The organism is Streptomyces neyagawaensis, from assembly GCF_023516595.1.
Lineage (GTDB): Bacteria > Actinomycetota > Actinomycetes > Streptomycetales > Streptomycetaceae > Streptomyces > Streptomyces neyagawaensis.
The window spans coordinates 12,834-37,973 of sequence record NZ_JAMGBG010000058.1 but is presented as its reverse complement, the minus strand read 5'-3'; the positions used below and the strand labels follow the sequence as shown (position 1 = coordinate 37,973).

The 25,140-nt window shown below is 73.0% G+C and carries 14 protein-coding genes and 1 tRNA gene; 11 read left to right on the top strand and 4 right to left on the bottom strand.

The window, feature by feature from the left end:
* Positions 1-389 precede the first annotated feature (389 nt).
* On the top strand, positions 390-9,461 hold the full coding sequence (locus tag M8J73_RS24975; protein WP_249829077.1) for a type I polyketide synthase: 9,072 nt from the start codon (positions 390-392) through the stop codon (positions 9,459-9,461).
* On the top strand, positions 9,458-10,960 hold the full coding sequence (locus tag M8J73_RS24970) for a tryptophan 7-halogenase (protein ID WP_055542852.1): 1,503 nt from the start codon (positions 9,458-9,460) through the stop codon (positions 10,958-10,960). The genes M8J73_RS24975 and M8J73_RS24970 overlap by 4 nt, the downstream gene beginning before the upstream one ends.
* A 59-nt stretch (positions 10,961-11,019) precedes the next feature.
* Here M8J73_RS24970 and M8J73_RS24965 read toward each other — a convergent pair whose 3' ends face one another.
* On the bottom strand, positions 11,020-12,474 hold the full coding sequence (locus tag M8J73_RS24965; protein WP_055542851.1) for a tetratricopeptide repeat protein: 1,455 nt from the start codon (positions 12,472-12,474) through the stop codon (positions 11,020-11,022).
* Positions 12,475-12,998: 524 nt separating this feature from the next.
* Here M8J73_RS24965 and M8J73_RS24960 point away from each other — a divergent pair.
* From M8J73_RS24960 to M8J73_RS24945, 4 genes are all read left to right on the top strand, one after another.
* On the top strand, positions 12,999-14,465 hold the full coding sequence (locus tag M8J73_RS24960) for a Y4yA family PLP-dependent enzyme (RefSeq protein ID WP_372504013.1): 1,467 nt from the start codon (positions 12,999-13,001) through the stop codon (positions 14,463-14,465).
* On the top strand, positions 14,462-15,796 hold the full coding sequence (locus tag M8J73_RS24955) for a pyridoxal-phosphate dependent enzyme (protein WP_055541209.1): 1,335 nt from the start codon (positions 14,462-14,464) through the stop codon (positions 15,794-15,796). The genes M8J73_RS24960 and M8J73_RS24955 overlap by 4 nt, the downstream gene beginning before the upstream one ends.
* Positions 15,797-15,799: 3 nt before the next feature.
* Positions 15,800-16,999 (top strand): aminotransferase class V-fold PLP-dependent enzyme, encoded by a 1,200-nt coding sequence (locus M8J73_RS24950; protein WP_055541210.1) that lies wholly within the window; start codon positions 15,800-15,802, stop codon positions 16,997-16,999.
* 186 nt (positions 17,000-17,185) lie between these two features.
* Positions 17,186-17,956 carry a class I SAM-dependent methyltransferase gene (locus M8J73_RS24945; RefSeq protein ID WP_055541211.1) on the top strand — a complete coding sequence of 257 codons (771 nt, stop codon included), beginning with the start codon at positions 17,186-17,188 and terminating at the stop codon, positions 17,954-17,956.
* A 253-nt stretch (positions 17,957-18,209) separates the two neighbouring features.
* Here the strand turns inward: M8J73_RS24945 and denD are convergent, their stop codons facing one another.
* Positions 18,210-19,211: a D-erythronate dehydrogenase gene (denD, locus tag M8J73_RS24940; protein WP_055541212.1), complete on the bottom strand. Its 1,002-nt coding sequence runs from the start codon at positions 19,209-19,211 to the stop codon at positions 18,210-18,212.
* Positions 19,212-20,357: 1,146 nt separating this feature from the next.
* Here denD and M8J73_RS24935 point away from each other — a divergent pair.
* Both M8J73_RS24935 and M8J73_RS24930 read left to right on the top strand, forming a co-directional pair.
* A complete protein-coding gene (locus tag M8J73_RS24935) occupies positions 20,358-21,386 on the top strand; it encodes a trypsin-like serine peptidase (protein WP_055541213.1) in 1,029 nt (342 codons plus the stop codon).
* A gap of 37 nt (positions 21,387-21,423) precedes the next feature.
* Positions 21,424-21,651: a hypothetical protein gene (locus M8J73_RS24930; protein WP_055541214.1), complete on the top strand. Its 228-nt coding sequence runs from the start codon at positions 21,424-21,426 to the stop codon at positions 21,649-21,651.
* 388 nt (positions 21,652-22,039) lie between these two features.
* Here M8J73_RS24930 and M8J73_RS24925 read toward each other — a convergent pair.
* Positions 22,040-22,113 (bottom strand) — tRNA-Pro (locus tag M8J73_RS24925).
* Between the two features lie 185 nt (positions 22,114-22,298).
* Here M8J73_RS24925 and M8J73_RS24920 point away from each other — a divergent pair.
* The 3 genes from M8J73_RS24920 (at position 22,299) to M8J73_RS24910 (ending at position 24,810) form a co-directional block, all read left to right on the top strand.
* Positions 22,299-23,018, top strand: coding sequence for a thiamine pyrophosphate-binding protein (locus tag M8J73_RS24920; protein ID WP_055541215.1), 720 nt, complete (start codon positions 22,299-22,301; stop codon positions 23,016-23,018).
* Positions 23,019-23,108: 90 nt separating this feature from the next.
* Positions 23,109-24,029 carry a transketolase family protein gene (locus M8J73_RS24915; protein WP_055541216.1) on the top strand — a complete coding sequence of 307 codons (921 nt, stop codon included), beginning with the start codon at positions 23,109-23,111 and terminating at the stop codon, positions 24,027-24,029.
* Between the two features lie 361 nt (positions 24,030-24,390).
* Positions 24,391-24,810 carry a hypothetical protein gene (locus M8J73_RS24910; protein WP_157873268.1) on the top strand — a complete coding sequence of 140 codons (420 nt, stop codon included), beginning with the start codon at positions 24,391-24,393 and terminating at the stop codon, positions 24,808-24,810.
* Here M8J73_RS24910 and M8J73_RS24905 read toward each other — a convergent pair.
* Complete coding sequence (locus M8J73_RS24905; protein ID WP_055541218.1) at positions 24,777-25,136, bottom strand: MmcQ/YjbR family DNA-binding protein; 360 nt, start codon at positions 25,134-25,136, stop codon at positions 24,777-24,779. The genes M8J73_RS24910 and M8J73_RS24905 overlap by 34 nt on opposite strands.
* Between the last annotated feature and the right edge of the window lie 4 nt (positions 25,137-25,140).

The window sequence follows — 25,140 nt, the reverse complement described above, 5'->3', positions numbered from 1 at the left end:
CACCTGGCACATCGCACCGGCCGGTACATGACCACAGGGGCTGTCCGGCCTGACGGCCGGACAGCCCCTCACCAAGATCTTCATCGACCTTCTAGGCCGTGTCCTACACGTGAGGCAGTGAACCCCGGCGGCACGTCGTCCCTGTGCCGCCGGGGGTCCTGTGCCGCGGGGCGCGCCGCTGTGCCGCCGGGCGCCCCTGTGCCGCCGGGGGTCCGACATACCGGCCGCACCGGCCGTCCCGGACACCGTCAGCAGTCCGCGACGCCTTCGGCCGTCCGAAACGCCGCACGGTCCGGATGTTCGGACATTCGGCCTCCTCCCCTTAGGGTCAACGCCGTTGCTCCGCAAGGAGCTTGACGGTGGGTCCCACGGGGCCGGGGAGGCGCCACATGCATCACGACGGACTGATACGGCCGCTGCCGGAGCTGCTGAAGGCGCATGCCGAGCGCTCGCCGTCCAGGGTTGCCTTCGCCGACGACGCCCGGGCCGTCACCTACGCGGAGTTGGAGCGGCGCACCGGCAGGCTGGCCGCGTATCTCGCGCGGACCGGCCTGGAGCGCGGCGAGCGGGTCGCGATCTGCCTGGGCAACCGTGTCGAGATGGTCGAGGCCGTGCTCGCCGCCGTCCGGGCCGGTGCCGTGGGCGTCCCCCTCAATCCCCGCTCCTCCGACGCCGAACTCGCCCATTTCCTGCGGGACAGCGGTGCCCCGGTCGTCGTCACCGACCCGGCGCGGCTCGCACAGCTGCACCGGACGAGTCCGGCCGCCGCCGACGCGTCGGGTCCGCGGGTGCTGCTGACGGGGCCGAGCCCGGTCCCGGCGGACGCCCCGGAGGGCACGGTCCTCCTCGACGCCGTCGCCGGGGCGGACGCGCCCGGTGAGGACCCGCCGCGGGACGATCTCGGTCTCGACGAGCCGGCCTGGATGCTCTACACCTCTGGTACGACGCACCACCCCAAGGGCGTGGTGTCGACCCAGCGGGCCGCCCTGTGGTCGGTGGCCGCCTGTTACGCGCCGATCTTCGGTCTCTCGCCGGAGGACCGGCTGCTGTGGCCCCTGCCGCTGTTCCACAGTTTCGGGCACTCCCTGGCGGTCCTCGGCGTCACCGCCGTCGGCGCGAGCGCCCGCATCACCGGTGATCTGCTGCCGCCCGACGGTCTGTGGCGCGAACTGCACCACCCGCACGGGGCTCTCGACGGTCCCTACACCGTGCTGGCCGGGGTGCCCGCGGTGTATCACCGGCTGTTGGCGGCGGCGGACGGCGCGGCGCTGCCGGTGGGGCTTCGGACGTGTCTGGTGGCGGGCGCGCCCAGTTCCCCGGCGTTGCGCCGCGAGGTGGAGCAGGCGTTGGGGGCGCGGTTGCTCGACGCGTACGGCAGCACCGAGACGTGCGGGATGATCGCGGTGAACCGGCCGGACGGCCCGACGGTCGACGGCTCCTGCGGGCCTCCGATCCCCGGAGTGGACGTACGCGTCGTCGAGCCGGGCAGCGGCAACGATGTCGCCGACGGCGACGAGGGGGAGATCTGGGTCCGCGGGCCTGGGCTGATGACGGGCTACCACCAGCGGCCCGAGGCCACAGGGTCGGCCCTCGTGGACGGCTGGTACCGGACCGGTGACCTCGGCCGCCGGGTCGAGCACGGCCATCTCCGCCTCACCGGGCGGGTGAGCGAACTGATCATCCGCGGTGGCGAGAACATCCACCCCACCGAGGTCGAACAGGCCCTGCTGCACTGTCCCGGTGTGACGGACGCCGTGGTCGTCGGCCGACCGCACGACGTGCTCGGCGAGGTGCCGGTGGCGTATGTCGTCCCCGGACCGGACGGGTTCGATCCCCGGCGGGTGCTGGCGGTGTGCCGCTCCCGGCTCGCCGAGTACAAGCTGCCCGTGGAGTTCCACGAGATCGCGGCGGTGCCACGGACGGCCTCCGGCAAGATCGCCCGGCATGCCGTCGCCTCGGCGCCGGTGGCAGCGGCGGAGGAGGCGAAGGCGGAGGCGGACGCCACGGCCGGGGCCGCCGCCGAGTCTCCGGCCGGGCGGCTCGGCACGCCTTCGGCGGTCTTCCCCTCGGTGACGCCGCCACCGCCGACCTCACCTCAAACGATCCCGGCGGCCGACGGGGCCTTGCGGCGGCGGCTGTTGTCGCTGCCTCCGGAGGGGCGGGAGCGGGCGCTCAGAGAGGCGGTACTCGCCGAGACGGCCGAGGTGTGCGGGGGCGGGCCGGGCGAACTCCTCAGCGCCGAGGCGCCGTTCACCGATCTTGGGCTGACGTCCGTGGGCGCCGTCGCGCTCATCGAACGGCTGGGCGCCGCGACCGGGCTGAGGCTCCCGGCAACGCTCATCTTCGACCGTCCCAGCCCCGCCGAGCTCGCTCGGTCCCTGCACAGCACCCTCTTCGGCGCGACCCAGGCCACCGGGCCGGGGACCGGCGGGGCCACGGCCGAGGACGACAACGAGAACGAGAACGACCCGGTGGTCATCGTCGCCATGGGCTGCCGCTACCCCGGTGACGTGTACTCGCCGGATGACCTGTGGCGGCTCGTCTCCGAGGGCCGGGACGCCACCTCCGGCTTCCCGACCGACCGGGGCTGGGACCTGGCCGCCCTCTACGACCCGGACCCCGACCGCGTCGGCACCTCGTACACCCGGCGGGGCGGATTCCTGCACCGGGCAGCCGAGTTCGACGCGGGTCTGTTCGGGATCGCGCCGCGGGAGGCCCTGGCGATGGATCCGCAGCAGCGGCTGCTGCTGGAGACCTCCTGGGAGGTGTGGGAGCGGGCCGGGATCGCCCCGACCGCCGTGCGCGAGAGCGACACGGGGGTGTTCGTCGGCATGATGCACGCCGACTACTCGGCGCGTTTCGTCCACCACGAGTTGGAGGCCCATCTGGGGCTGGGCACGTCCGGCAGTGTGGCGGCGGGCCGGATCTCGTACGTGTACGGCCTGCGCGGGCCGTCGATCACCCTCGACACCGCCTGCTCCTCCTCCCTGGTGGCCCTGCACTGGGCGGCCGCGGCGCTGCGGTCGGGCGAGTGCTCCCTGGCGCTGGCCGGCGGGGTCACGGTGATGGCGACACCGAAGCCGTTCACGGCGTTCAGCCGGCAGCGGGGGCTCTCCCCCGAGGGCCGCTGCAAGTCGTTCTCGGCGGCGGCGGACGGCACCGCCTGGGCGGAGGGCGTCGGGCTGGTGCTGCTGGAACGGCTCTCCGACGCACGACGACACGGACACCCCGTCCTGGCCGTGCTGCGCGGCTCCGCCGTCAACTCCGACGGCGCGTCCAACGGACTCACCGCACCCAACGGACAGGCCCAACAGCGCCTCATAGAGCGGGCGTTGGCCGACGGAGGGCTCCGTCCGGCCGATGTCGACGTGGTGGAGGCCCACGGCACGGGCACCACGCTGGGCGACCCCATCGAGGCGGGTGCCCTGCTTGCCGCGTACGGGCAGGACCGCGAGGAGCCGTTGTGGCTGGGGTCGGTCAAGTCGAACCTCGGGCACACGCAGGCGGCCGCCGGGGTCGCCGGGGTCATCAAGATGGTGCAGGCCATGCGGCACGGGGAGATGCCCCGCACCCTGCACGCCGAGACACCCTCACCGCATGTCGACTGGGCCTCCGGCAAGGTGGAACTGCTCACCGCCGCCCGGCCGTGGCCGTCCACCGCGGGCCGGCCGCGACGGGCCGGGGTGTCCGCGTTCGGGATCGGCGGAACCAACGCGCACGTGATCGTGGAGGAACCGCCGGCCGCGTCTCGCTCGGGCGCCGAGAAGCCGTACGGTGCTGCCCGGTCGGGCGCCGAGGACCTACCCGGTGCTGCCCGGTCGGGCGCCGAGGAGCTGTCCGACGCTCCCCGTTCCGGTGCCGAGGTGCCGCCGTCTCACGTGGACGACCGCCAGGTTGCGCAGCCACCGGTCGTGCCCGGCGTCGCCGCCCTCGGGGTGCCCTGGCTGCTCGCCGGGGCGGACGCGGGCGCGCTGCGCGCCCAGGCGCGCCGTCTCGCCGACCATCTGGCCGCGCGGCCCGAACTGTCGCCGGCCGACGTCGGTGTCTCCTTGGCCGTGACGCGCTCGGCGTCGACGCACCGGGCGGTGATCCCGCCGGGTGAACGGGCGCGGATGCTGGCGGGGTTGGAGGCGCTGGCCGGGGGAGGCGTTCGAGCTGGGGGAGCCGGTGGAGCGACGGGTGCCTCCGGCGTGACGGAGGCCATCGGTGTCACGGGCGCCGCTGGTGCGCGCACCGCCGAGGCCGCAGGCACCGCCGGGGTCGCCGGTAGCGGCACCGGTACCGGCACGGCCATCACCGGCACGGAACGGGCCGTCGCCGACCCCGCTCTCCGTACGGCCTTCCTGTTCACCGGCCAGGGAGCCCAACGTGCCCGTATGGGAGTCGAGTTGCGGTCGGCGTACCCCGTCTTCGCCTCGGCTCACGACGAGGTGTGCCGGGCGCTGGAGGGCAGCCTCGACCTCCCCCTCGACGTGGTGCTCTCCGCCGCTCCGGGCACCCCGGAGGCCGCTCTGCTCGACCGTACGGACTTCACCCAGGCGGGGCTGTTCGCCTTCGAGGTCGCGCTGTTCCGGCTGCTGGAGTCCTGGGGTGTGCGCCCCGATTACCTGGCCGGACACTCCGTCGGTGAGCTGACCGCCGCCCATGTCTCCGGCGTCCTGGACCTCGACGACGCGGCGGCCCTCGTCGCGGCGCGCGGCAGGCTGATGCAGGCGCTGCCGGAGGGTGGCGCGATGGTCGCGCTGCACGCGACGGAGGACGAAGTCCTCGCGGCGCTGGCCGACTTCGAGGACACGCACGGCGACGCAGCCCCCGGAAGCCATGTGGCCGCCGCCTCGACGCAGGGCCCTCGCCCGGCGGCGACCGGCTCAGCAGACGCACTGTCCCCGGCGGCGATCGGCTCCGCGGACGCACTGTCCCCGGCGGCGATCGGCTCCGCGGACGCATCGCGCCCGGTGGGTATCGCCTCCGTGAACGGGCCGCGCTCCGTGGTGATCTCCGGTGCGCGGGACGCGGTGCTCGCCGTGGCGGCCGGGTTCGAGGCCAGGGGCCGCCGGACCGTACGGCTGCGAGTGGACCACGCCTTCCACTCACCGCTCGTGGAGCCGATGCTCGACGACTTCCGCCGGGCAGCCGAGAAGGCGACCTTCCGGCCACCCCGGATCCCCGTGGTCTCGGCGGTCACCGGCCGCCTCGCCGAGGCCGGGGAGTTGTGCTCACCCGAGTACTGGGTGCGGCACGCCCGGCTGCCCGTCCGGTTCGCCGACACCGTGCGGTGGCTGGGCGACAACGGGGTGTCGGCCTTCCTCGAGGTCGGCCCCCACCCGGCGCTCATCACAGCCGCCGAGGACTGCCTGCCCGGCTCCGAGAACGGCACCGCTCCCCTCTTCGCCGCCGCCACACGCGCCGGTGAGCCCGAACCGGAGACGCTGCTGTCGGCCGTGGCCCGGCTCCAGGTACGCGGGGCCCGCGTCGACTGGCACACCGTGTTCGAGGGCACCGGGGCGCGCCGCGTGGAGTTGCCGACGTACGCCTTCCAACGGCAGCGGTACTGGCTGGACGCACCCCGGCTTCCGGTCCGCGCGCCGGAGGGCGACGGGCACCCGCTGCTGGGGCCCGCGTTCACGCTGCCGGACACCGGCCGGACCGTGCTCTCCGGGCGGCTGTCCGCCACGGCTCAGCCCTGGCTCGGCGACCATGTGATCGGCGGGACCGTTCTCGTGCCGGCGACGGCGTTCGTCGAGCTTGCCGTCCGGGCGGGCGACGAGGTCGGCTGCGACACCCTCGAAGAGCTGGTCGTCCTGACGCCGCTGCCCCTGCCCCCGGGGACCGGCGTGACGGTCCAGGTGGTGGTGGGCGCCCCGGACGACTCCGGACGGCGAACGGTCGACATCCACGCCCGCCCCGACGCCTCGGCCGACGCCGACGGCCCCGACCCCACCTGGACCCGGCACGCGACCGGCCTTCTGACCCGCACGGCCTACGCGTCCGCACCGTCACCCGAGCCGACGAACGAGCCAAGGCCTGAGCCGGGTCCGGGGCCGGTGCCGGGGCCCGATCCGGCGGCCGAGCCGGACACGGACGCGGCGGCAGGCCCCACGGAGTGGCCGCCCCGAGGCGCGGCCGAGATCGACCTCACCGATGCCTACGACACCCTCGCGGACGACGGCCTCGCCTACGGCCCCGCCTTCCGAGGCGTACGGGCGGCCTGGCGACTCGATGACGAGCTGTACGCCGAAGTACGCCTACCTGAAGGCGAGTTGGGCGACGCCAACCGCTTCGCCCTCCATCCCGCCCTGCTCGACGCGGCGGCGCACGCCGCACTGCTCACCCGCTCGGCGACGGCGACCGCCACAGCCAAGGGGGCGGGGGCGGAACCGGCGGTCGCCCTCCACGTGCCGTTCGCCTGGACCGGTGTGCGTCTGCACGCGTCCGGCGCGACGGAACTACGGGTACGGGTGCGCCGGACGGCCACGGACGCGGTCGCGTTGACGCTGGCCGACGCGGCGGGCCGCCCGGTGGCACGCGTGGACTCCCTGACCATGCGGGAGCTTCCCGCCGGTACTGCCGACGCGGCGCACGGCGTGGCGCGACGGGCACTGTGGCGACCCGACTGGGTGACCGTCGAGCACACCACCGTCGCCGCCACCAAGACCGGCGCTGGCATCGACACCGCCCCTGGCCCTGTCCCTGCCATGGCACCGGACACCACCGTCGTCGCCGCTGTCACCCCGACGACTGACACCGAGACACCGCTGTCCGCCGTACATCAGCTGACCACCCGGGTACTGCGCGCCCTACAGGACTGGCAGGACGACCCGGAGGCACCCGGCTCACGCCTGGTGGTGGTGACGCGGGACGCCACCGCGGCGGAACCGGACCTCGCGGGTGCGGCCGTATGGGGTCTGGTGCGCACGGCCCAGGCGGAGCTGCCCGGACGTGTCGTGCTGGTCGACACGGACGGCCGCCCCGAGTCCGAGCGTCTGCTGGCCGCCGCGGTGGCCACGGGCGAGCCCCAACTGTCCATCCGGGAAGGGAGAATGGGAGTTCCGCGGCTGGTGCCGGCCGTACCGACGGCCCCCGCCGACCCCCGTGAGCCGTCCGGGCCGAGCCCCTTCGACCCCGACCGCTCCGTGCTGATCACCGGCGGCACCGGCGCGCTGGGCTCCGAACTGGCCCGCCATCTCGTCGCCTCCTACGGGGTACGGCATCTGCTGCTCACCTCCCGCCGGGGCCCGGACGCACCCGGCGCCGCGGAACTACGTGCCTCACTGGAGGAGTTGGGCGCCCAAGTGACGATCGCGGCCTGCGACATGGCGGATCCGGTCGCGCAGACCGAGGTGGTCAGGAGCTGTGAGCCCGCCCTGGGCGCCGTGGTGCACGCGGCCGGGGTCCTGGACGACGGTGTCCTGGCGGGGCTCACGCCCGAACGGATGGCGGCAGTGCTGGGGCCCAAGGCGGACGCGGCCTGGCGGCTGCACGAACTGACCCGGGACATGGAGCTGTCGGCGTTCATCCTGTTCTCGTCGGCGTCGGGCCTGCTGGGCCGCCCCGGCCAGGGCAACTACGCGGCGGCGAACAGCGTCCTCGACGCCCTCGCCCACCGTCGCGCCGCCCAGGGGCTGCCCGCGCTGTCCCTGGCGTGGGGCCCCTGGGAGCACGACGCGGGCATGGCGTCGCCGCAGCTCGGGGATGCCCAACTCAGGGAGGCCCAGGTCAGGGAGGCGGCGACGCGGAGAGACGACGTTCTGCGCGCCCTCTCCGTACGGGACGGCCTGGCACTCTTCGACGCGGCGGTACGCGACGGTGGACCCGTCCTGGCGCCGATGCAGCTGGACCGGGGTGCCCTGCGGTCCGCGCGAGGCCCGCTGCCACCACCCCTGCGGGGGCTGTCGCGTCCCCGGCGACCGGCGGCCGAGGCAGGCGCGGGCTCAGGGGCTGGCACGGGAACGGGCCCGGAGGCGGGGGCACCGGCCGACGCCCCGGAGATGCTGGAGCCGGGCGCCTGGCGGACGCTCCTGGCCGAACTGCCCTCCGCCCGGCGCGCGGAGGCGCTCGCGGAGCTGATGCGGGCGGACGTGGCCGCCGTGCTCGGATACCCGAGCGCCGACGCGCTGCCCGTCGGCAGGACCTTCGACGAGCTGGGCTTCGACTCGCTGATGGCGGTGCAGGTCCGCAACCGGCTCAGCCTGGCCCTGCGGCTCCGGCTCTCCGCCGCCGTGGTGTTCGAGCACCCCACGGCCGACGGTCTGGCCCACCACGTCCTGGACCTGCTGCACGACCTCCCGGAGCCCCCGACGGCCGCCGGAGAACCCGATGCGCCGACGCGTACGGCACCCGGCGCGACCCCTGATACGGCATCCGGTACGAACCCCGATCCCGCCCCCGTTTCGAACCCCGTCAGGACAGCCCGGACACCGGGTGCGGCTCCCGGAACGGCACCCCCCGGCAGCCCCGAGCCGTCGGGCGGCCGCCCCGTGCAGAGTCTCTCCTCCCTCTACCGGCGGGTGTGCGAGGCCGGTCAGGTCGTCGCCGCGATGCACATGCTGGTCACCGCGTCGTGGGCCGTACCGACGTTCGACGCGTCCGCTGCCCTGCGGCACGCGCTGCCGCCGCTGCGGCGGGCCGAGGGCTCCGGTGACGGCCCGGTCGTGGTGTTCCTCGACGGCTACCACCCGTCCTTCCCCGGGCCGGGCGGCGCGGCCGCCGCCTTCCACGACTGCGTCCGGGGCGACCTGGACGTGTGGGAGCTACGGCATCCCGGTGTCGACGAGGGCGCGGCCGTACCGGAGGATCTGGGGACGCTGGCCCGTACGCACGCCGAGACGGTGCTGCGGCTGGTGGGCGACCGGCCTTTCGTGGTCGTCGGCTCGTCCACCGGAGGCGCCGTCGCGCACCTCGTGACCCGGCGGCTGGAGACCATGGGGGCGGCCCCGGCCGGCCTCGTCCTGCTGGACACCTACCGCGTCGACCGGGACAACCGCGGCACGGAGTGGCTGCTGGCGCTGCCTGCCGCCCTCGCCCCGAGGCTGACCGGGGGCCCGTCGACCGGGGACGACGACAGCGCCGTCGCCGCGATGGGCGCGTACACACGCATGTTCCTGGACTGGGAGCCCGAACCCGTCGCCGCCCCGACCCTGCTGGTCCGGGCCACGGAGCCGACGCCGCGGATGGCGGCGGGCGCCGACGGGGACGGCTGGCGGACCTCCTGGCCGCTGCCGCACGACACGGTCGACGTCCCCGGTGACCACTTCTCGCTCACCCGGGAACACGCCCCGGCCACGGTGGCGGCCATCCGCACCTGGCTCGGCTCGCTCGACCGGACGGACCCCGCACCCCCACGGCCGCCGAGCACCCCGTCGGGACCGGCTCCCGCAACCCCTCCCCCACCTGGCCCGACCGCCCCGTCCACCCCTGCCCCCGCCGCCCCGTCGGTGTCGACACCTGAAGGAGACCAGTGACTGTCACGCGATCCGAGACGCCGTCGCAGGAGTTCGATGTGATCGTCGTCGGCGGGGGCCCGGCCGGGTCCACCGCCGCGTCTGCCGTCGCGCTGCGCGGCCACCGCGTGCTCCTGCTGGACCAGCAGACCTTCCCCCGTTACCAGATCGGGGAGTCGCTGCTGCCGTCGACCGTGCACGGGGTGTGCCGCATCCTGGGTGTCGAGGACGAGGTCGCGCGGGCCGGGTTCAAGCTCAAGCGCGGCGGGACCTTCCGATGGGGCCGCAACCGGGACCCGTGGCAGTTCTCCTTCGCGCTGTCCCCACGGCTGTCCGACCCGACGTCGTTCGCCTACCAGGTCGAGCGGAACCGTTTCGACGCGATCCTGCTGGACAACGCCCGCCGGGTCGGCGTGGACGTGCGGGAGGGCTGCCGGGTCTCGGACGTCGTCGCCGACGAGGAGCGGGTGCGGGGCGTGTGCTGGACCGGGCCCGACGGCGGGGCCCGCGAGGCGCGGGCACGGTACGTCGTGGACGCCTCGGGCAACACCAGCCGGATCCACCCGCACGTCGGCGGGAAGCGGACGTACTCCGACTTCTTCCGGAACATCGCCGTGTTCGGGTACGTGGCCGGGGGCAGGCGGCTGCCGAAGCCGAACGACGGCAACATCTTCTGCGCCACCTTCGACGAGGGCTGGATCTGGTACATCCCGTTGCGGGACGAACTGACCAGTGTGGGCGCGGTGGTGAGCCGGGAGCACGCGGCGGCGGTCCAGGGCGATCCGGTGGCGGCCTGGCGGCGGCTGATCGACTCGTGCCCCGAGATACGGGACCTCGTCGACGGCGCCCCGCAGGCCGGCGAGGCCCCCTACGACGAGGTCCGGGTGCGCAGGGACTGGTCGTACTGGAAGAGCCGGCTGTGGCGGCCCGGCATGGTGCTGGTCGGCGACGCGGCCTGCTTCGTGGACCCGGTGTTGTCGTCCGGTGTGCACCTGGCCACGTACGGGTCCCTGCTGGCGGCCCGGGCCATCAACAGCACGCTCGACGGCACCCTCGACGAGGCCCGCTGCTTCGGGGAGTTCGAGGCCCGCTACCGGCACGAGTACGGGCTGTTCTACGAGTTCCTGATGTCGTTCTACGACCTGCACCAGGACGAGCGGTCGTACTTCTGGAAGGCCCGCAAGGTCACCAACGTCGGTGCGACGGAGTTGGAGGCGTTCGTGGAGCTGGTGGGCGGGCTGGCGTCCGGGGACGCGGCGCTCGCCGCGCCCGCCGAGGCGGGTGCGCGGCTGACCGCCGCCTCCTCGGACCTCGACCGGGTCGTGGGCCGTCTCCCCGACTCCGACGGCCACCGCAATCCGCTGTACGAGTCGGCGGCGTTCCGGCAGACCTTCCACGAGGGAGCGGTGCTCCAGGAGCGCGGTCTGCTCGGCGGGCCGCTGGAGGAGGAGGCGCCGCTGCGGCCCGGCGGTCTGGTGACGTCGGAGGACGGCCTGGGGTGGGCCGTCGCCGCGACCTGAAGCGGCGGCCCCTCAGGGAGGCGGGCGAGATACGGCCGCGCCCCCTGAGCGGCGGCCCCTCAGGGAGTGCGGGCGAGATACGGCCGGTGCAGCTGCCGGTTCAGCCGGGCCGCGGCGGGCGCGGCCAGCTCGTTCGCCGTGTCGCGAGCGACGGCGGCGCGGCCGGCCTCGCCGAGTGTGTCGGCGAGCCGGGCCTGGCGCAGCCAGTTGTAGGGGCTGTGCGGGCTCAGTCCGGCGCGCTCCCCGAGGAGCCGGCCGGCCAGGTCGGCGCGTCCGGCGCGCAGGGCCGACTCCAGGAGGGTGCGCTGGACGGCGTCCCGCTGGGCGTGGCTGCCGCCGAAGGTGTGCACGCGGCGGCGGAGCGGCCACAGCAGGTCGACCACCGTCTCGTGGTCTCCTCGGACGTACGCGACCAGCGCCTCGCCGACGGGCAGCCCGATCTCGGCGGTCATCACGTGGTTGGTGGTCCGGTGGGCGTCCTCGTGTTCCAGCCAGCGTCGCCGTTCGGCGAGGAACGCGTCCGCCTCGGCCAGTCGGCCCGCACCGGCGAACGCCATGACGGCGTGCACGTCGTTGAAGGCGTAGTACGGCGGGTCGGCGCGGGCCGCCCAGGCGTCGGCGAGAGCCTGCCAGCGGGCGTCCTGGTCCAGGTCGGCGAGGAGGAACCGCCACAACAGGGAGGCGGCGTCGAGGAGTTCCATGACGAAGCCGCTGGAGTCCTTGTGGTGCAGTACGGCGTCGTAGATCCGGATGGCCGTGTCGGTGTCGCCGGCCTCCAGCGCGTAGAGGGCGTAGTGCCACCAGCTGTGCACGGTCAGGAGGGTGCCGCTCGCCCAGTCGTCGAGTCGCGCGTCGAGGTAGTCGATGCCGTCGGCGAACCGGCCGCGCATCTCGTGGACGTGGACGACGGCGTGGATGGCCCAGACGTCACGGGGGTTCCGCTCCACGGCGGCGAGGGCGAACTCCTGGGCGCGGTCGTAGTGCCCGGACTCCTCCAGCCCGAACGCGTACATGCCCATCAGGGGCCCGCGGTGGGGGTCGTCGGCGTCCCAGGCCGGGAGGGCCCCGCCGATCCGGTCCCGCAGGCGGGTCGCGTCGCCGGTGAAGAAGTCCAGTTGGTGGCCGACCGCGAGGGCCAGCGGGTCGCGAGGGTACTCCACGACGAGTTCTTCGAGGACGTGGGCCGCCGTGCCCAGGTCGCCGCCGAGCCAGGCCTCCGCCGCCGCGAGGTGCATGCGTTCCCGGCGGGGCAGCGCCGAACGGTCGAGGCCGGCGGCGTACGCGGTGAAGCGGCGGCGGGCCTCGGCCGCGTCGCGCGGCTCGGTGCCGAGCACGCCCAGGTAGGCGGAGAACGCCTGGGCGAGCGGTGCCGTGGGGGATGCCGCGACGGCGTCGGCGACCGCGGTGGGGAACTCGGGGCGGAAGAACAGCAGCCCTTCCACGGCCCGGTCCAGATGCGCCGCCGCCTCGGCGGTGCACTCGAACAGGGGGTTGCCGTACCGATCCGTCACCATGGCAGCTCCACTCCGGCGCGTGTGCGGTGGGGGTTGGCTCACCCCCGGGTGGCGCGGGGCTCGCGCCACCCCCATCAAAGCGAGCGGCACTCTGTCCGGTCCACCGGGAACACGCGGAGCGACGCGACCCGCCACCGTGCGCCCGGGGTCGGCGCCGGTCGGCGGACGGCCGGGGCGGGGTGTGCCGGCCGTGCGGGGAAGGGCCCCCTGTGGGTGTCCCGCTCGCGGTTCCGCACGTCGCATACGCCAACGGCACTGTCGCCACCGTACGCGCCGCCCCGCGCCCCGCGGGCACCCCGGCGTGAACCCGTCGCCGGACGGTGCCTCCCCGCCCTCAGGATGGCGGAGACCATGGCGCATCCCAGGGCTTAAAGGGACATTCGCCGGGAAATGCTGATCCCCGAACGGCTGTGTGAGGCCTGCCGGTACTCCACGGCGGTCCTCGACTGCCGGGAGCCGCCATCGCCGGTGCACACCAGAGGGGGCCGCCTGCCGTGCGTACGCCTTTGTATCTGCGACCACGACTGGAACCACCGCTCGACGCGTTACTGGAAGCCGCGCCCTTCCTGCACATGCTCGCCGACTCGCTCGGCTCACCGCTCAACGTGCTGCTGCCCGACCGGATCGCGGACAACGCGGCCGGCTTCCGAGCCGTCTACCGCGACCACCGCCTCGGCGGCCGGGTGTACTACGCGCACAAGGCCAACCAGGCGCACAGCCTGGTGCGGCGGCTGACGGCGACCGACCCGGCCGCGGTGGGCATCGACGTCGCCTCGCTGGGCGAGCTGCGGCACGCGCTGGAGTGCGGCTTCACCCCCGACCGGATCATGGCCACCGGGCCCAAGGACCCCGAGTTCCTGTGGCTGGCCGCCCGCACCGGCGCCCGCGTCAACCTCGACTCCCCCGCCGAGCTGGATCAACTGGCCGCCCTGGTACGGAAGTACGACCTGCCGCGCGTCGATGTCCTGCTGCGGCTGTCGGAGTTCGAGTCGTCCCCGTCCGCGGCGTCGGGCACCCGGGTCCTCTTCCGGCGCAGCCGCTTCGGCTCACCCGTGCGCGAGGTGGACTCCCTGCTGGACGCGGTCGAGCGGCACGCGGACGCGGTCCGGTTGACGGGGGTCGCCTACCACCTGGACACCACCGGCATCGCGGAGAAGGCCGTCGCGCTGGAGACATGCGTCGCCGTCATGGACGCGTGCCGCGCCCGCGGCCTGGACCCCCGGGTCATCGACATCGGCGGCGGCTTCGGCGTCGGGTACGTCGCCGACGCCGCCCAGTGGGAGCGCTACACCACCGAGCTGGCCGAGGCGGTGCTCGGCACCCGCCCCGCCCTGACCTGGCGCGGCCACGGCTACGGGCTGCGCAACGAGGGCGGCACCCTGCGCGGAGCACCGGCGCTCTACCCGGCCCACCGCCCGACCGCCGGCCCCGGCTACCTCGACGAACTGCTCCGCCACCCCGCCCCCGCCTCGGGCCGCCCGGCGGCCACCCTGCTCCTGGAGCACCTCTACGACCTGGCCGTCGAGCCGGGCAGGGCCCTGGTCGACCAGTGCGGACTGACGCTGGCGCGGGTCCTCGACGTACGCCGGGCCGACGCGGACTCGGGCGACCTGCTGGTACGGCTCGGCATGAACGCCGGTGACGTCAGCCTGGAGGAGCACGGGGTGCTCGTCGACCCGGTCCTCGTCCCCCGCCCGGGAGCGCACGCGGACGCCGACGAGGGGCCGGTGGGGGTCTATCTCGCGGGCAATCTCTGCCTGGAGGCCGATCTGATCACCCGCCGCAGGGTCCACCTGCCCCGACCGCCGTCCGTCGGCGACCTGTTGGCGTTCGCCAACACCGCCGGGTACGCGATGGACTTCCACGCCCACCGTGCGCAGCGGCAGCCGCTCGCCCGCACGGTCGCCGTCACCCGGGAGCGGGACTCCTGGAGGTGGCGTCTCGACGAGGAGTACTGGCCGATCACGGAAGCGGGTGGACCGGTTTCATGAGGTACGACAGCATCACGGAGGCCATCGGCAACACGCCGCTGGTGCGGATCGACCCGGCCGTGCACGGGCTGCGCCACATCGACCTGTACGCCAAGCTGGAGATGCTCAATCCGTTCGGCTCGGTGAAGGACCGGGCCGCCTGGCACATGGCCGGGCCCGGTCTGGCCTCGGCGGCGGAGCGCGGGGCGACGGTCGTGGAGCTGTCGAGCGGCAACACCGCCAAGGCCCTGGCGCTGCTGGCGGGGATGCACGGCCTGCGCTTCAAGAGCGTCACCAACCGGATGCGGGTCCCCGAGATCAAGGACCTGCTTCTGCTGCTGGGCGCGGAGATCGAGGAGCTGCCGGGGCAGAGCGAGTGTCTCGACCCGACCGACACCGACGACCCGCTGACCCGTTTCCACCAGACCCTCGTCGGCCGGGACGACACGTATCTGCACACGGACCAGTACTTCAACCCGCGCAACACCGAGGCCCACGCGGCGGGCACCGGCCCGGAGATCGTCAAGGACCTCGACGGCCGGGCCCCCGACTGGTTCGTGGCCTGCGTGGGCACGGCGGGCTCCTCCACCGGCGTGGCCCGCGTCCTGCGCGAACACGACCCCGGCGTACGGGTGGTCGGCCTCGTCGCCCACAAGTCGGACTTCATCCCCGGTATCCGCACCATCGACGAGGTGCACCAGGTGGGTCTGTTCGACCCGGCGACGTACGACACGATCGAGTCGGTGACCGCCGACGAGGCCATCGACGGGATGCTGACCCTGATCCGCCGCTGCGGACTGCTGACCGGTCCCACGGGCGGCGCCGCCTTCCACGGCGCGGTACGCCATCTCCGCCCGCTGGACGCGGAGTTGGCGGAGGGTGAGCGGCGGACGGCGGTCTTCATCGTCTGCGACCGCGCCGAGAGCTACCTCGGGTACGTACGGCAGCGCCGCCCCGAGCTGCTGTGCCGCCCTGCCCGCCGGCACTCGGCGTCGGCCCTGTCCGACGCGGAGGTGCGGGCGGAGGCCGCCGTGATCGAGGTGGCGGAGGCACGGCGGTGGATCGAGGACGGCGCGCCCCGGCCGCTGGTGGTGGATCTGCGCGGGCCTCAGGCGTACGCCGCGCTGCACATCGACGGGTCGGTCAACATCACCGACGAGCTGTTCGAGGAACTCGTCCGCGGCGGCCTGCCGTTCAGCAAACGGCAGCCGGTGCTGCTGGCCTGTCCGGTCGGCGAGAAGTCGGCCCGGTACGCGGCACTGCTGACCCGTATGGGCCACCCCGACGTCCGCAGCCTGTCCGGCGGGATCGTCGCGTGGCGCGACGCCGACGCCCCGCTGGTGAGGGACTGAGCCATGCCGGGAACCGATCTGGAGGAGCTGGCCGACTGGCAGCGTGCGGTGCGGGAGCAGTTCCCCATCATCACCGCGCACCCGGACGTCACCTACTTCGACAGCGCGGCCACCACGCAGAAGCCGCGTGCCGTCCTGGACGCCGTACAGACCTACCTGACGACCGCCAACGCCAATGCGGGGCGCGGCGGTTACCCCTGGGCCAACCGCACCACGGCCCTGGTGGAGCGCACCCGGCGGCGCGTCAAGGACTTCCTCGGCGACCCCGCGCCGGACCGCTCGGGCGTCCACTTCACCGGCGGTACCACCGAGGGGCTGCGGACCATCGCCCGCGACTGGCTCGCGGGGCTCCTGTCGGACGGCGACGAGATCCTCGTCCCCTTCGCCGACCACCGGGCCAATCTGGACCCCTGGCTGGAGGTCCGGGACCTGCTGGCGGGGCAGGGCGTCACCGTACGGGTGAGGCCGCTGCCGTACCAGGAGTCGTCCGGCGACTACGACCACCGGGCGCTGCCCTCGGTGATCGGCCCGCGCACCCGTTTCGTCGCCGTCACCCACGTCCATCACGTGTACGGCGGCGACATGAACGTGCACCGCGTCCGCGAGGCCGTCGGCCCGCACGTGCCGATCTGCCTGGACGCCGCGCAGGGGGTCGGCCATGTGCCACTGTCCGTGGACCGCCTCGACGTGGACTTCGTGGCGTTCTCCGGGCACAAGGCCCTGGCCCTGCCCGGCTCCGGGGCCGTATGGGCCCGCAACTCCCCCGACCGGGGCCCGGAGTTCCGGCCGGGCGGCTGGCAGGGCACCCCCAACACGGTGGGAATCGCGGCGCTGGAGGCCGCGCTGGACTGGCTGGACATCACCGGCCCGGACCGGATCGCCCGCTGGACCCAGGCGCTCACGGCCCGCTTCACGGAGGGGCTGTGCCACCTCGCCCCGTACGAGGTCCTCGGCTGCCGGGCCAGCCTGGCCGCCGACTCCCGGATCCAGCGACGCCACGACATCGTCACCTTCCGGCACCGCGACATCCCTTCGGACGACCTGGGCTTCATCCTGTACAGCCACGGCTTCATGGTCCGCGCCGACAACCTCTGCCAGGCCGGCACCGACAAACGGGACGGCTCGGTGCGGGTCAGCGTGCACGTGTACAACACGGCGGGGGAGATCGACGAGTTGCTGGGTGTGCTGGCTGGGCTGGCGTAAACGGGGCACCCCACGCTCCGTACCGGCACCCGGCACCCGGCACCCGGCACCCGGCACCACCAACACCTAGCACCACCAGCACGCCGCACCCCGCGTCCCGCACCCCAGCGAATGGAAACCGTTTCCAATAACCGGTAGGTTCTGATCACAACCGGCGGTGCGAGACGGAAGAGGCGACGCGAAGCCATGGGCGTGAGCATGGAGACGGCCGAGGTGTGGATCGGCCGCTGGGAACGCCAGCAGCAGCACTACGCCGTCGCCCGCGAGGAACGGTTCACGGTCATCGCCGACGTCGTCGAGCACGTCACCACCGACCGGCCCCGGCCGCTCCTGCTCGACCTCGGCTGCGGCCCGGGTTCGATGGCCGCCCGGCTCGCCGCGCGGCTGCCGGACGCCGAGATCGTCGCCGTGGACATGGACCCGCTGCTCCTCGAACTCGGCCGCACCCACCACGCGAACGCCGCCCGTTTCGTCGACGCCGTCATCGGCGAAGCCGGCTGGACCGACGCCCTCGGCCTGGGCCGCCCCCTGGACGCGGTCGTGTCCACCACGGCCCTCCACTACCTCTCCGAGCCCACCCTGCTGAGCACGTACCGGAGTCTGTTCACCCTGCTGCGGCCCGGTGGGGCCCTCGTCAACGGCGACCATTTCGCCCTGGACGACCGCCGGTGCTCGGACCTCACCGCCGTGGTGGGCGGCAGGCGAGCCGAGCGGTCGCGCACCCCCGAGCACGAGGACTGGGGGGCCTGGTGGGCCGCGGCAGCCGAGGACCCGGAGCTGGCCGACCTGTTCGCGCAGCGCGAGAAGCGCCGGGCCGCGTCCGGCAACCACGACGGCAACGACAACGATCTGCCCCTGGCATGCCACGAAGAACTCCTGCGCGCGGCGGGCTTCGCCCACATCACGCCTGTCTGGCAGTACGGCGACAGCCATGTCCTGGTCGCCCTGAAGGACTGACCGTTCCGGCGCACCGGCCCGTTCCCCCGCACCGCCCCTTCCCGACGCACCGACCGCTCCGGCACACGGGCCGTTCCGGTGCCCGGCCCCGGGACGGTTCAGCCGAGTCTGAGGGATGCGTGACACCACCGCGACGCACATGATCACAAGGCAGACGAGGACCGTACGTAGACCGTTCACGTGACCCCCAGGACGCGAAGGTCGCGCAAGCTGTGGCCACAGTCCCACCCGTGACCGGACGACTGCCGGCCGATCAGGATTCCCTCGGGGAACCGGCAAGGTGGTCGCGTACGACCGACGCGAAGTCCGGGTCGGGCTCCAGCCCCAGCGCGGCGGCGCGGGAGTGGTCGAAGGCGGACGGCCACGAGCCCACGATGGCCTCGACGGCGGGGTCGGGGGCGACGGTGACCAGGTCGGCGACGGCGTCACCGGCGACCTGCCGCAGCGTGGCGATCATCTCGGCGACGGAGACGGTGAGCGCCGGAAGGTTGACCGGCAGTCCCCCGTCGAGCTTCCCCGGTCCGGTGCCGCGCTCGACCTCCGCGAGGAGCAACAGGGCCGCGACGGTGCGGCGCGGGGAGGCGAGGGCCACGCGCAGGCCGGGCCGTACGGGGCAGACGGCGGGGAGGCCCGCAAGGGGTTCGCGGATGATGCCGGAGAGGAACCCGGAGGCGGCCGCGTTCGGCTTGCCGGGCCGCACGGCGACGGTCATCAGGCGGGCGACCCGTCCGTCGACGAACCCGCGCCGGGTGTGGTCCGCGATCAGCTGCTCGCAGATGAGCTTCTGGATGCCGTAGCTGGAGCGTGGCGTGGGCAGGGTCGCTTCGTTGACGACGGGCGGGAGCGGCAGCGCCGGGTCGGGGCCGTAGACCGCCACGCTGCTGGAGAACACGAGCCGCGGGGTCGGCCCGCCGGCCAACGACTGGGTCCGGACGGCTTCGAGGAGGGCGCGGGTGGTGTCGAGGTTCGCGCGCATGCCGAGGTCGAAGTCGGCCTCGCACTCGGCGGAGACGGCGGCGGCGAGATGGATGACCAGGTCAACGGGCTCCGCGAACACGGTGTCGAGCCGGTCGGCCAGCTCGCCCCGTACGACCTCCACAAGCGGGTCGGACGCCAAGTGCTCCCCGTCCGGCACGACCCGATCGGCGAGCACCAGACGCTCGATCGGCGCCCCACGGAACGTCCGCCTCTCCACCAACGCGCCGGCGACCAGCCGCCCCAGAAAGCCGAAGCCCCCCGTGATGACGATCCTCATGCGATGCCTCCCCGGTGCCCGGTTGCTCGGATCTGGAGTGCAGCATGCCCAAGGATGGCTCCGGACACAGGAGAAGGCCGCCTCAGATCTCGTCTGAAGCGGCCTCTGACCTTCGACTTCGCGAAGTCGGGACGACAGGGATTTGAACCGGCGACCGCTTGACCCCCAGGAGTGAGAGTCGAGCGCATTCCAAGTTCGCCGGCGATCGTCTCGTGCGTGAGCAGGAGGATCTTCGTACTGCGTGCCGCCGCCTTCGCTCCGTCCGAACCATCGGGCGCCTCCGTGTTCCACAGGCGCCGTCGGGCGTCTTCCGGGGCTCAGCTGCGGGCCGAATGCGCGGCATCCCAACCGGGTCGTCCAGCCCTTGTCCCGCCCGGCGCTGAACGCACATCTCCCCGGCGACCCCAGGCGATCCCAAGACGCTCCCAAGACGTTCCCAAGGCAACGAGCGTGATCTCGGCCTTCTGCCGCGCGAGGTTCAACGTTGTCGCTCTGTACCGGTGAAATCCGGACAGCGCGCAGCACTACACACCGTGATATGCCAACTGGCACCGATAACTGGCAACTTGCCTGCGTCCAACCCGAATGGGACCCCAAGTTCGCTGATGTCGTACCTGCTGTGACATACGCCCTCCGCGCTCAGGAGCGGGGACCGGCCCGTCCGCCGAGGCCGTAAACCAGCCATTGGTGTTCGTCACGGTTGCCCTGACGCACCTCGTCCCCGGCCGATTAGCGGTCAGACCGACGTGCGACTGCGGTGCCGCCATCGGTGTGTCATCGGGGTCGGCCGGACGTGGCCGTCCCCATCACCCCCCGGGGCGCAACCTGCCCGTCCGCATGCCGTTCACCCGAGAGCGTGCACGACCGACGACACGGCATCGCCCAGGACTCGGCGATCCGTGAAACAAGCGGCGATTCGGACCGACCGAATACATGGGTCCCTCGCGGCGGGGAGCAGCGCGGCCGAACTGAGGCTGTTTGGCATGTACTCGACCCACCTAGGTTCGCTGTGCTCCACACGCTGATCGGCCATGCCTCCGTAGCCGGCACGGCCGCGACAGCTGTGCAACGCACGCACGGCGACGACAGCCGTGCAGCGAACGCACCGCACCGAACGCACTCCAACGACGATCGAAGGAGCAGTTAGTGCGCAGTCTCAGACACTCGATACTCCCGCTGGCCGCGGCCACCGTACTGGCATTGATCGGTACGGGAACGGCCGCCGAGGCGGCACCCGCCCTGGCCGCGGCACAGACCCGGGCCACCGCCGGTGCGCTCACCGCCTCGGGGAGCGAGGCGGCGAGCGTCGGTCGGTCGGCACGGCTGTCGAACGGCGCTCCGGTCGACTCGGCGAAGGACATCGCCGCGCTGGAGCGCTTCTGGACGCCGGAGCGGATGGCGAAGGCCGTCTCGCTCGACAAGGCGCCCGCCGCGCCGAGGCCGGACGCCACGAAGTCGGCCGGCCCCACCGGGAAGCCGGGATCGGTTCCGTCCGCCCCGCCGCGTTCCGCCGTCAAGGCCCCGCGCATCAACGAATCCGCCGCGGTGGGCAAGGTGTTCTTCACCGACCCCAGCACCGGCGGCACCTACGCGTGTTCGGCGAGCGCGCTGAACAGTAGCTCGAAGCAGATGGTGATCACGGCCGGGCACTGCGTGCACGGCGGCAGGGGCGGTACCTGGATGACCAACTGGGTCTATGTGCCGCGTTACCGCTCCGGGGCGCGTCCCTTCGGCACCTTCGCCGCGAAGCAGATGCGTACCTTCACCGCCTGGATCAATGACAGCGATCTCAGGCGGGACGTGGCGATGGTGACCACCTGGCCGCTCAACGGGAACAAGATCGTCAATGTCACCGGCGGCCACGGACTGAGCTGGAACTTCTCGCGCCAGCAGGCCGTCACGATCTTCGGCTATCCCGGGAACCACGACGGCGGGGAGATCCAATGGGCGTGCACGGGCACGACACGGGCAGTCAGTGACGGTCGCATCGAGCTCCAGTGCAACTTCGGCGGCGGTTCCAGTGGTGGACCATGGCTGCGTGAGTTCAACGACTCGAACGGACTCGGTTCCGTCAACGGGGTGATGAGCACGGTCAACTCCGACGGCTGGAACCGGTCCTCCTACTTCGATGACGGCGTCAAGGGCATGTACGACGCCCAGGGCGGCGTAACCTGACAGACCCGACACGGAATCGGACCAAGGAGAAGGCCCTGTGCGTCGCAGCAGTCTGAGCCGCTGGGCAGCAGCCGCCGCCCTCGTCGCAGCCGTCGTCGCGGTGACCGCCTGGCGTACCGCGGCCACCGCGGCAGAACCCGAGCCGCAGCCCGACTCGGGGACCACCGTCAACGAGGTACGGCAGGATCCGGAGAAGGTCCGGGACTACTGGACGCCTGAGCGGATGAGGAAAGCCCAGGACGCGCCCATGCCGGAAGACAACTGACGGCCGGCGGGTCCAGCACGAGCACGGCGCCCCGGGGCGCGGGCGGGTGGCACCACACCCTCCCCCGCAGCTCCGGGGCGTTGTGCGTCGACTGCCGGAAGGCCGTGGAGACGATGAGCGCGGGATCTGCTGACGCAGTCGACGGACAGGGTGCCGGTGCCGCGCCGGCCGAACACTATCTGGATGTCGAGCGCCTCCAGTACGGGTACGGCCGTTACCCAGAGGTACGAGTCCGGTTGTGCCCCGCGCACCGCGCTCCCTGCCGGGCCCGATCGTCATGACTCGCTGACCCCGGTCAAGGACGCCGGTCCCCAACTGGTCCCCAAGAATGATCAAGGGCCGGTTTCGGATGCCTCCGAAACCGGCCCTGACCTGCGACTCATACGAGTCGGGACGACAGGATTTGAACCTGCGACCCCTTGACCCCCAGTCAAGTGCGCTACCAAGCTGCGCCACGTCCCGTTGCCCGCCTGACCTGGGCTTTCCCCTGGCCGAACGCGCACGGAAACAATACCGCACTCAGGCCGGTGATCGCGCACCCGTTTATCCCGTGCGCGACCGGCCGGCGGGCCGGCTCGGCGGGGCCGAGAACCCGTGCCCGATCACCACTTGACCTCAACTTTGGTTGAGGTAGCACGCTGCTCAGCATGACGACCACGACGGAACGAACCTACGGCTTCACGGATCTGCCCCGGCTCATGGCGCTGATGACGGGCGCCGAGAAGCACGGCCCCGCAGCGACGTCCACACTGGACGCGCTGTGGGTGCTGTACGACCGGGTGCTGCGGGTGGGACCGGAGCGGCTGGACGACCCGGAGCGCGATCGGTTCCTGCTCTCGAAGGGGCACGGCCCGATGGCGTACTACGCGGTGCTCGCCGCCAAGGGTTTCCTCCCGGTCGAGTGGCTGCCCGGATTCGGCTCGTACGACTCGCCGCTCGGCCACCACCCGGACCGGGTGCTCGTGCCGGGCGCCGAGATCGGCAGCGGCTCGCTCGGCCACGGCCTGCCGATCGCGGTGGGGACGGCGCTCGGCCTGCGCGCCCAGGGGCGGCCCGATCCGGCGGTGTGGGTGCTCATCGGGGACGCCGAGCTGGACGAGGGCAGCAATCACGAGGCGATCGCGTTCGCGGGCCCGGCCGGACTCGACCGGCTCCACACGATCGTGATCGACAACTCCTCCGCCAGCCACGCCCGGCCCGGCGGCATCGCCGCGCGGTTCGAGGCGGCGGGCTGGTCCGCGGAGACGGTGGACGGCCGGAACCACGAGGCACTCCACGCCGCGTTCACCGCCCCGCACCCGGGCCGCCCCCGGGTCGTGGTGGCCCGTGTGGAACCGAAGAACGCCCCCGCACCCAGCCGAACCTGACCGGGCCGGAGCGCCCCCCTTCACGGCTCTCTCCCTCTCTCCTCCCCTCCAGCCCTTCTCCTCCCCCTTCCGAAAGGACACTCCGCGGTCATGGACACCATGCGGGAACGCTTCGCCCCTGTCGTCACCCGGCTGCTCGACGAGGACCCCAGGGTCGCGGTGGTCCTCGCCGAGATCGGCAGGGACGGCTTCGCGGAGGCGGAGCGACGACATCCGGACCGGGTCGTCAACGTCGGCATCCGTGAACAGCTGCTGATCGGCACGGGCGCGGGACTGGCGCTGACCGGGATGCGACCGGTGATGCACACCTTCGCCAGCTTTCTGGTGGAGCGACCTTTCGAGCAGGTCAAGCTGGATCTCGGGCACCAGAACGTGGGCGCGGTCCTGGTGAGCGCCGCCGCCTCCTTCGACTGGCCCGCCGGCGGCTACACGCACATGGCACCGGGCGACGTGGCCCTGCTCGACACGCTCGACGGCTGGACGGTGCATGTGCCGGGGCACCCCGACGAGGCCGAGACGCTGCTGCGCCACGCGATCGGCGCGGGCGAGACCAAGGACGACAAGGTGTACGTCCGCCTGTCCGTACAGTCGAACGGGCGCGCGCTGGCGGTGGACGGTCAGCGGTTCCTCACGGTGCGCGAGGGGCGCCGCGGGGTGGTCGTCGCCGTCGGGCCGATGCTCGACGCGGTGCTCGCGGCGACGGAGGGGCTCGATGTGACGGTGCTGTACGCGACCACCGTGCGCCCCTTCGACGCGGGCGTGCTGCGCCGGGCGACCGAGGCGGCGGGGACCGATGTGGTGCTGGTGGAGCCGTATCTGGCGGGCACGTCCACGGCCGCCGCGAACGACGCGCTCGCCGATGTGCCCCACCGCGTACTGGGCCTCGGCGTCGGTCGCCGGGAGCTGCGACGCTACGGACAGATCGAGGAACACGTGACCGCCCACGGCTTGGACGCACCCTCACTGCGCAGGCGCATCGACGGCTTCCTGGAGGCAAGCGTCAGCGCCTGACCCGGTTATCCCCCTCCCCCGGGCCCGGTCCGCAACGGGCCGGGCCGTGCCGCGCCCTTCTTCGGCCGGGGTGTACCGCATGAGCCCACGACGGCCGACATCTTCGTGCACAGTGGTCATCATGTTCGGACCGGATTCCCAGGGCGAAGGTATGGGCCCCGCAGACGATCGCGCCGCCTCGCCGCAGCCAAGGCAGCCGGTCATTGACCCCCCGTGCACAAGCGAGGTTGGACGCGGCCGGGGAGGCGTCCCCGTTCAGTACCACCAGTTCGACATCAGCGATGAGGACGGTCCGACCGGGCCCGATGTGCCGCGCGGGCACAACGGGCTGGTGCGCGTGGTCGATGGAGTCATCGTCGTGATGACCGGAATCCACACGGGCGACGTCGACGTCACCGTCACGCTGCACCGGGCCGAGCCCGCGCCGGACGACGGCGGATGGCAGGACATCGTGGAGATCTCCGCACACGCCGCCTCCGGCGAGCTCATGGTCCGCGGCATGATGGACGACCTGACCGAGGAACTGCCCGTCCTGTCGTTCGACGGCCCCGGCACCTACCGGCTGCGCGTTCATGCCCGCGGCCGGCACACCCCCACCGACCCGGCCCCCGACCAGGTCGGTGATCAGGTCACCGAGTGGTACCTCGTCCAAGTCTGGCCGGCACCGGCCCACGACGTGGCCGTGCTCCGCCCGACCACGCACAGCACCGTGACCACCACCGGCACCCCCACCAGCGCGAACGGCCCCTACTCGGCGGCCGGTATTCCCAGTTCGGGGTAGGTGCCGAGGAGGCGGCTCGGGGCTGCCTGGCGCCAGGAGTCGGCGAGGATGTCGCGCAGTTCCGGCTCGCCCTCCAGGGCGGACAGCCTCACCCGTACCCAGGCGAACCCCGCCTCGTGGTCGGCGATCCAGAACTTCTCCGGCTCGGCCAGCACCAACTCGTCGCGCTCCTCCTTGGGGCAGCGCACGGCGATGGACGTCTCGTCCTCGGGCAGCGTCGCGAACATCTTGCCCGCGACCCGGAAGGTCGGCATGTTCCAGGCGACCTTCTCGGTGGTGTCGGGCAGCGAGAGGGCGACACGTCGTACGTCTTCAGCATCCGGCATGCGA

Bases quoted from the DNA above. Each gene is read 5' to 3' on its own strand.
- M8J73_RS24975 (WP_249829077.1), top strand. From the start codon at position 390: ATGCATCACGACGGACTGATACGGCCGCTGCCGGAGCTGCTGAAGGCG.
- M8J73_RS24965 (WP_055542851.1), bottom strand. From the start codon at position 12,474: ATGGTGACGGATCGGTACGGCAACCCCCTGTTCGAGTGCACCGCCGAG.
- M8J73_RS24955 (WP_055541209.1), top strand. From the start codon at position 14,462: ATGAGGTACGACAGCATCACGGAGGCCATCGGCAACACGCCGCTGGTG.
- M8J73_RS24950 (WP_055541210.1), top strand. From the start codon at position 15,800: ATGCCGGGAACCGATCTGGAGGAGCTGGCCGACTGGCAGCGTGCGGTG.
- M8J73_RS24945 (WP_055541211.1), top strand. From the start codon at position 17,186: ATGGGCGTGAGCATGGAGACGGCCGAGGTGTGGATCGGCCGCTGGGAA.
- denD (WP_055541212.1), bottom strand. From the start codon at position 19,211: ATGAGGATCGTCATCACGGGGGGCTTCGGCTTTCTGGGGCGGCTGGTC.
- M8J73_RS24920 (WP_055541215.1), top strand. From the start codon at position 22,299: ATGACGACCACGACGGAACGAACCTACGGCTTCACGGATCTGCCCCGG.
- M8J73_RS24915 (WP_055541216.1), top strand. From the start codon at position 23,109: ATGGACACCATGCGGGAACGCTTCGCCCCTGTCGTCACCCGGCTGCTC.
- M8J73_RS24910 (WP_157873268.1), top strand. From the start codon at position 24,391: ATGACCGGAATCCACACGGGCGACGTCGACGTCACCGTCACGCTGCAC.
- M8J73_RS24905 (WP_055541218.1), bottom strand. From the start codon at position 25,136: ATGCCGGATGCTGAAGACGTACGACGTGTCGCCCTCTCGCTGCCCGAC.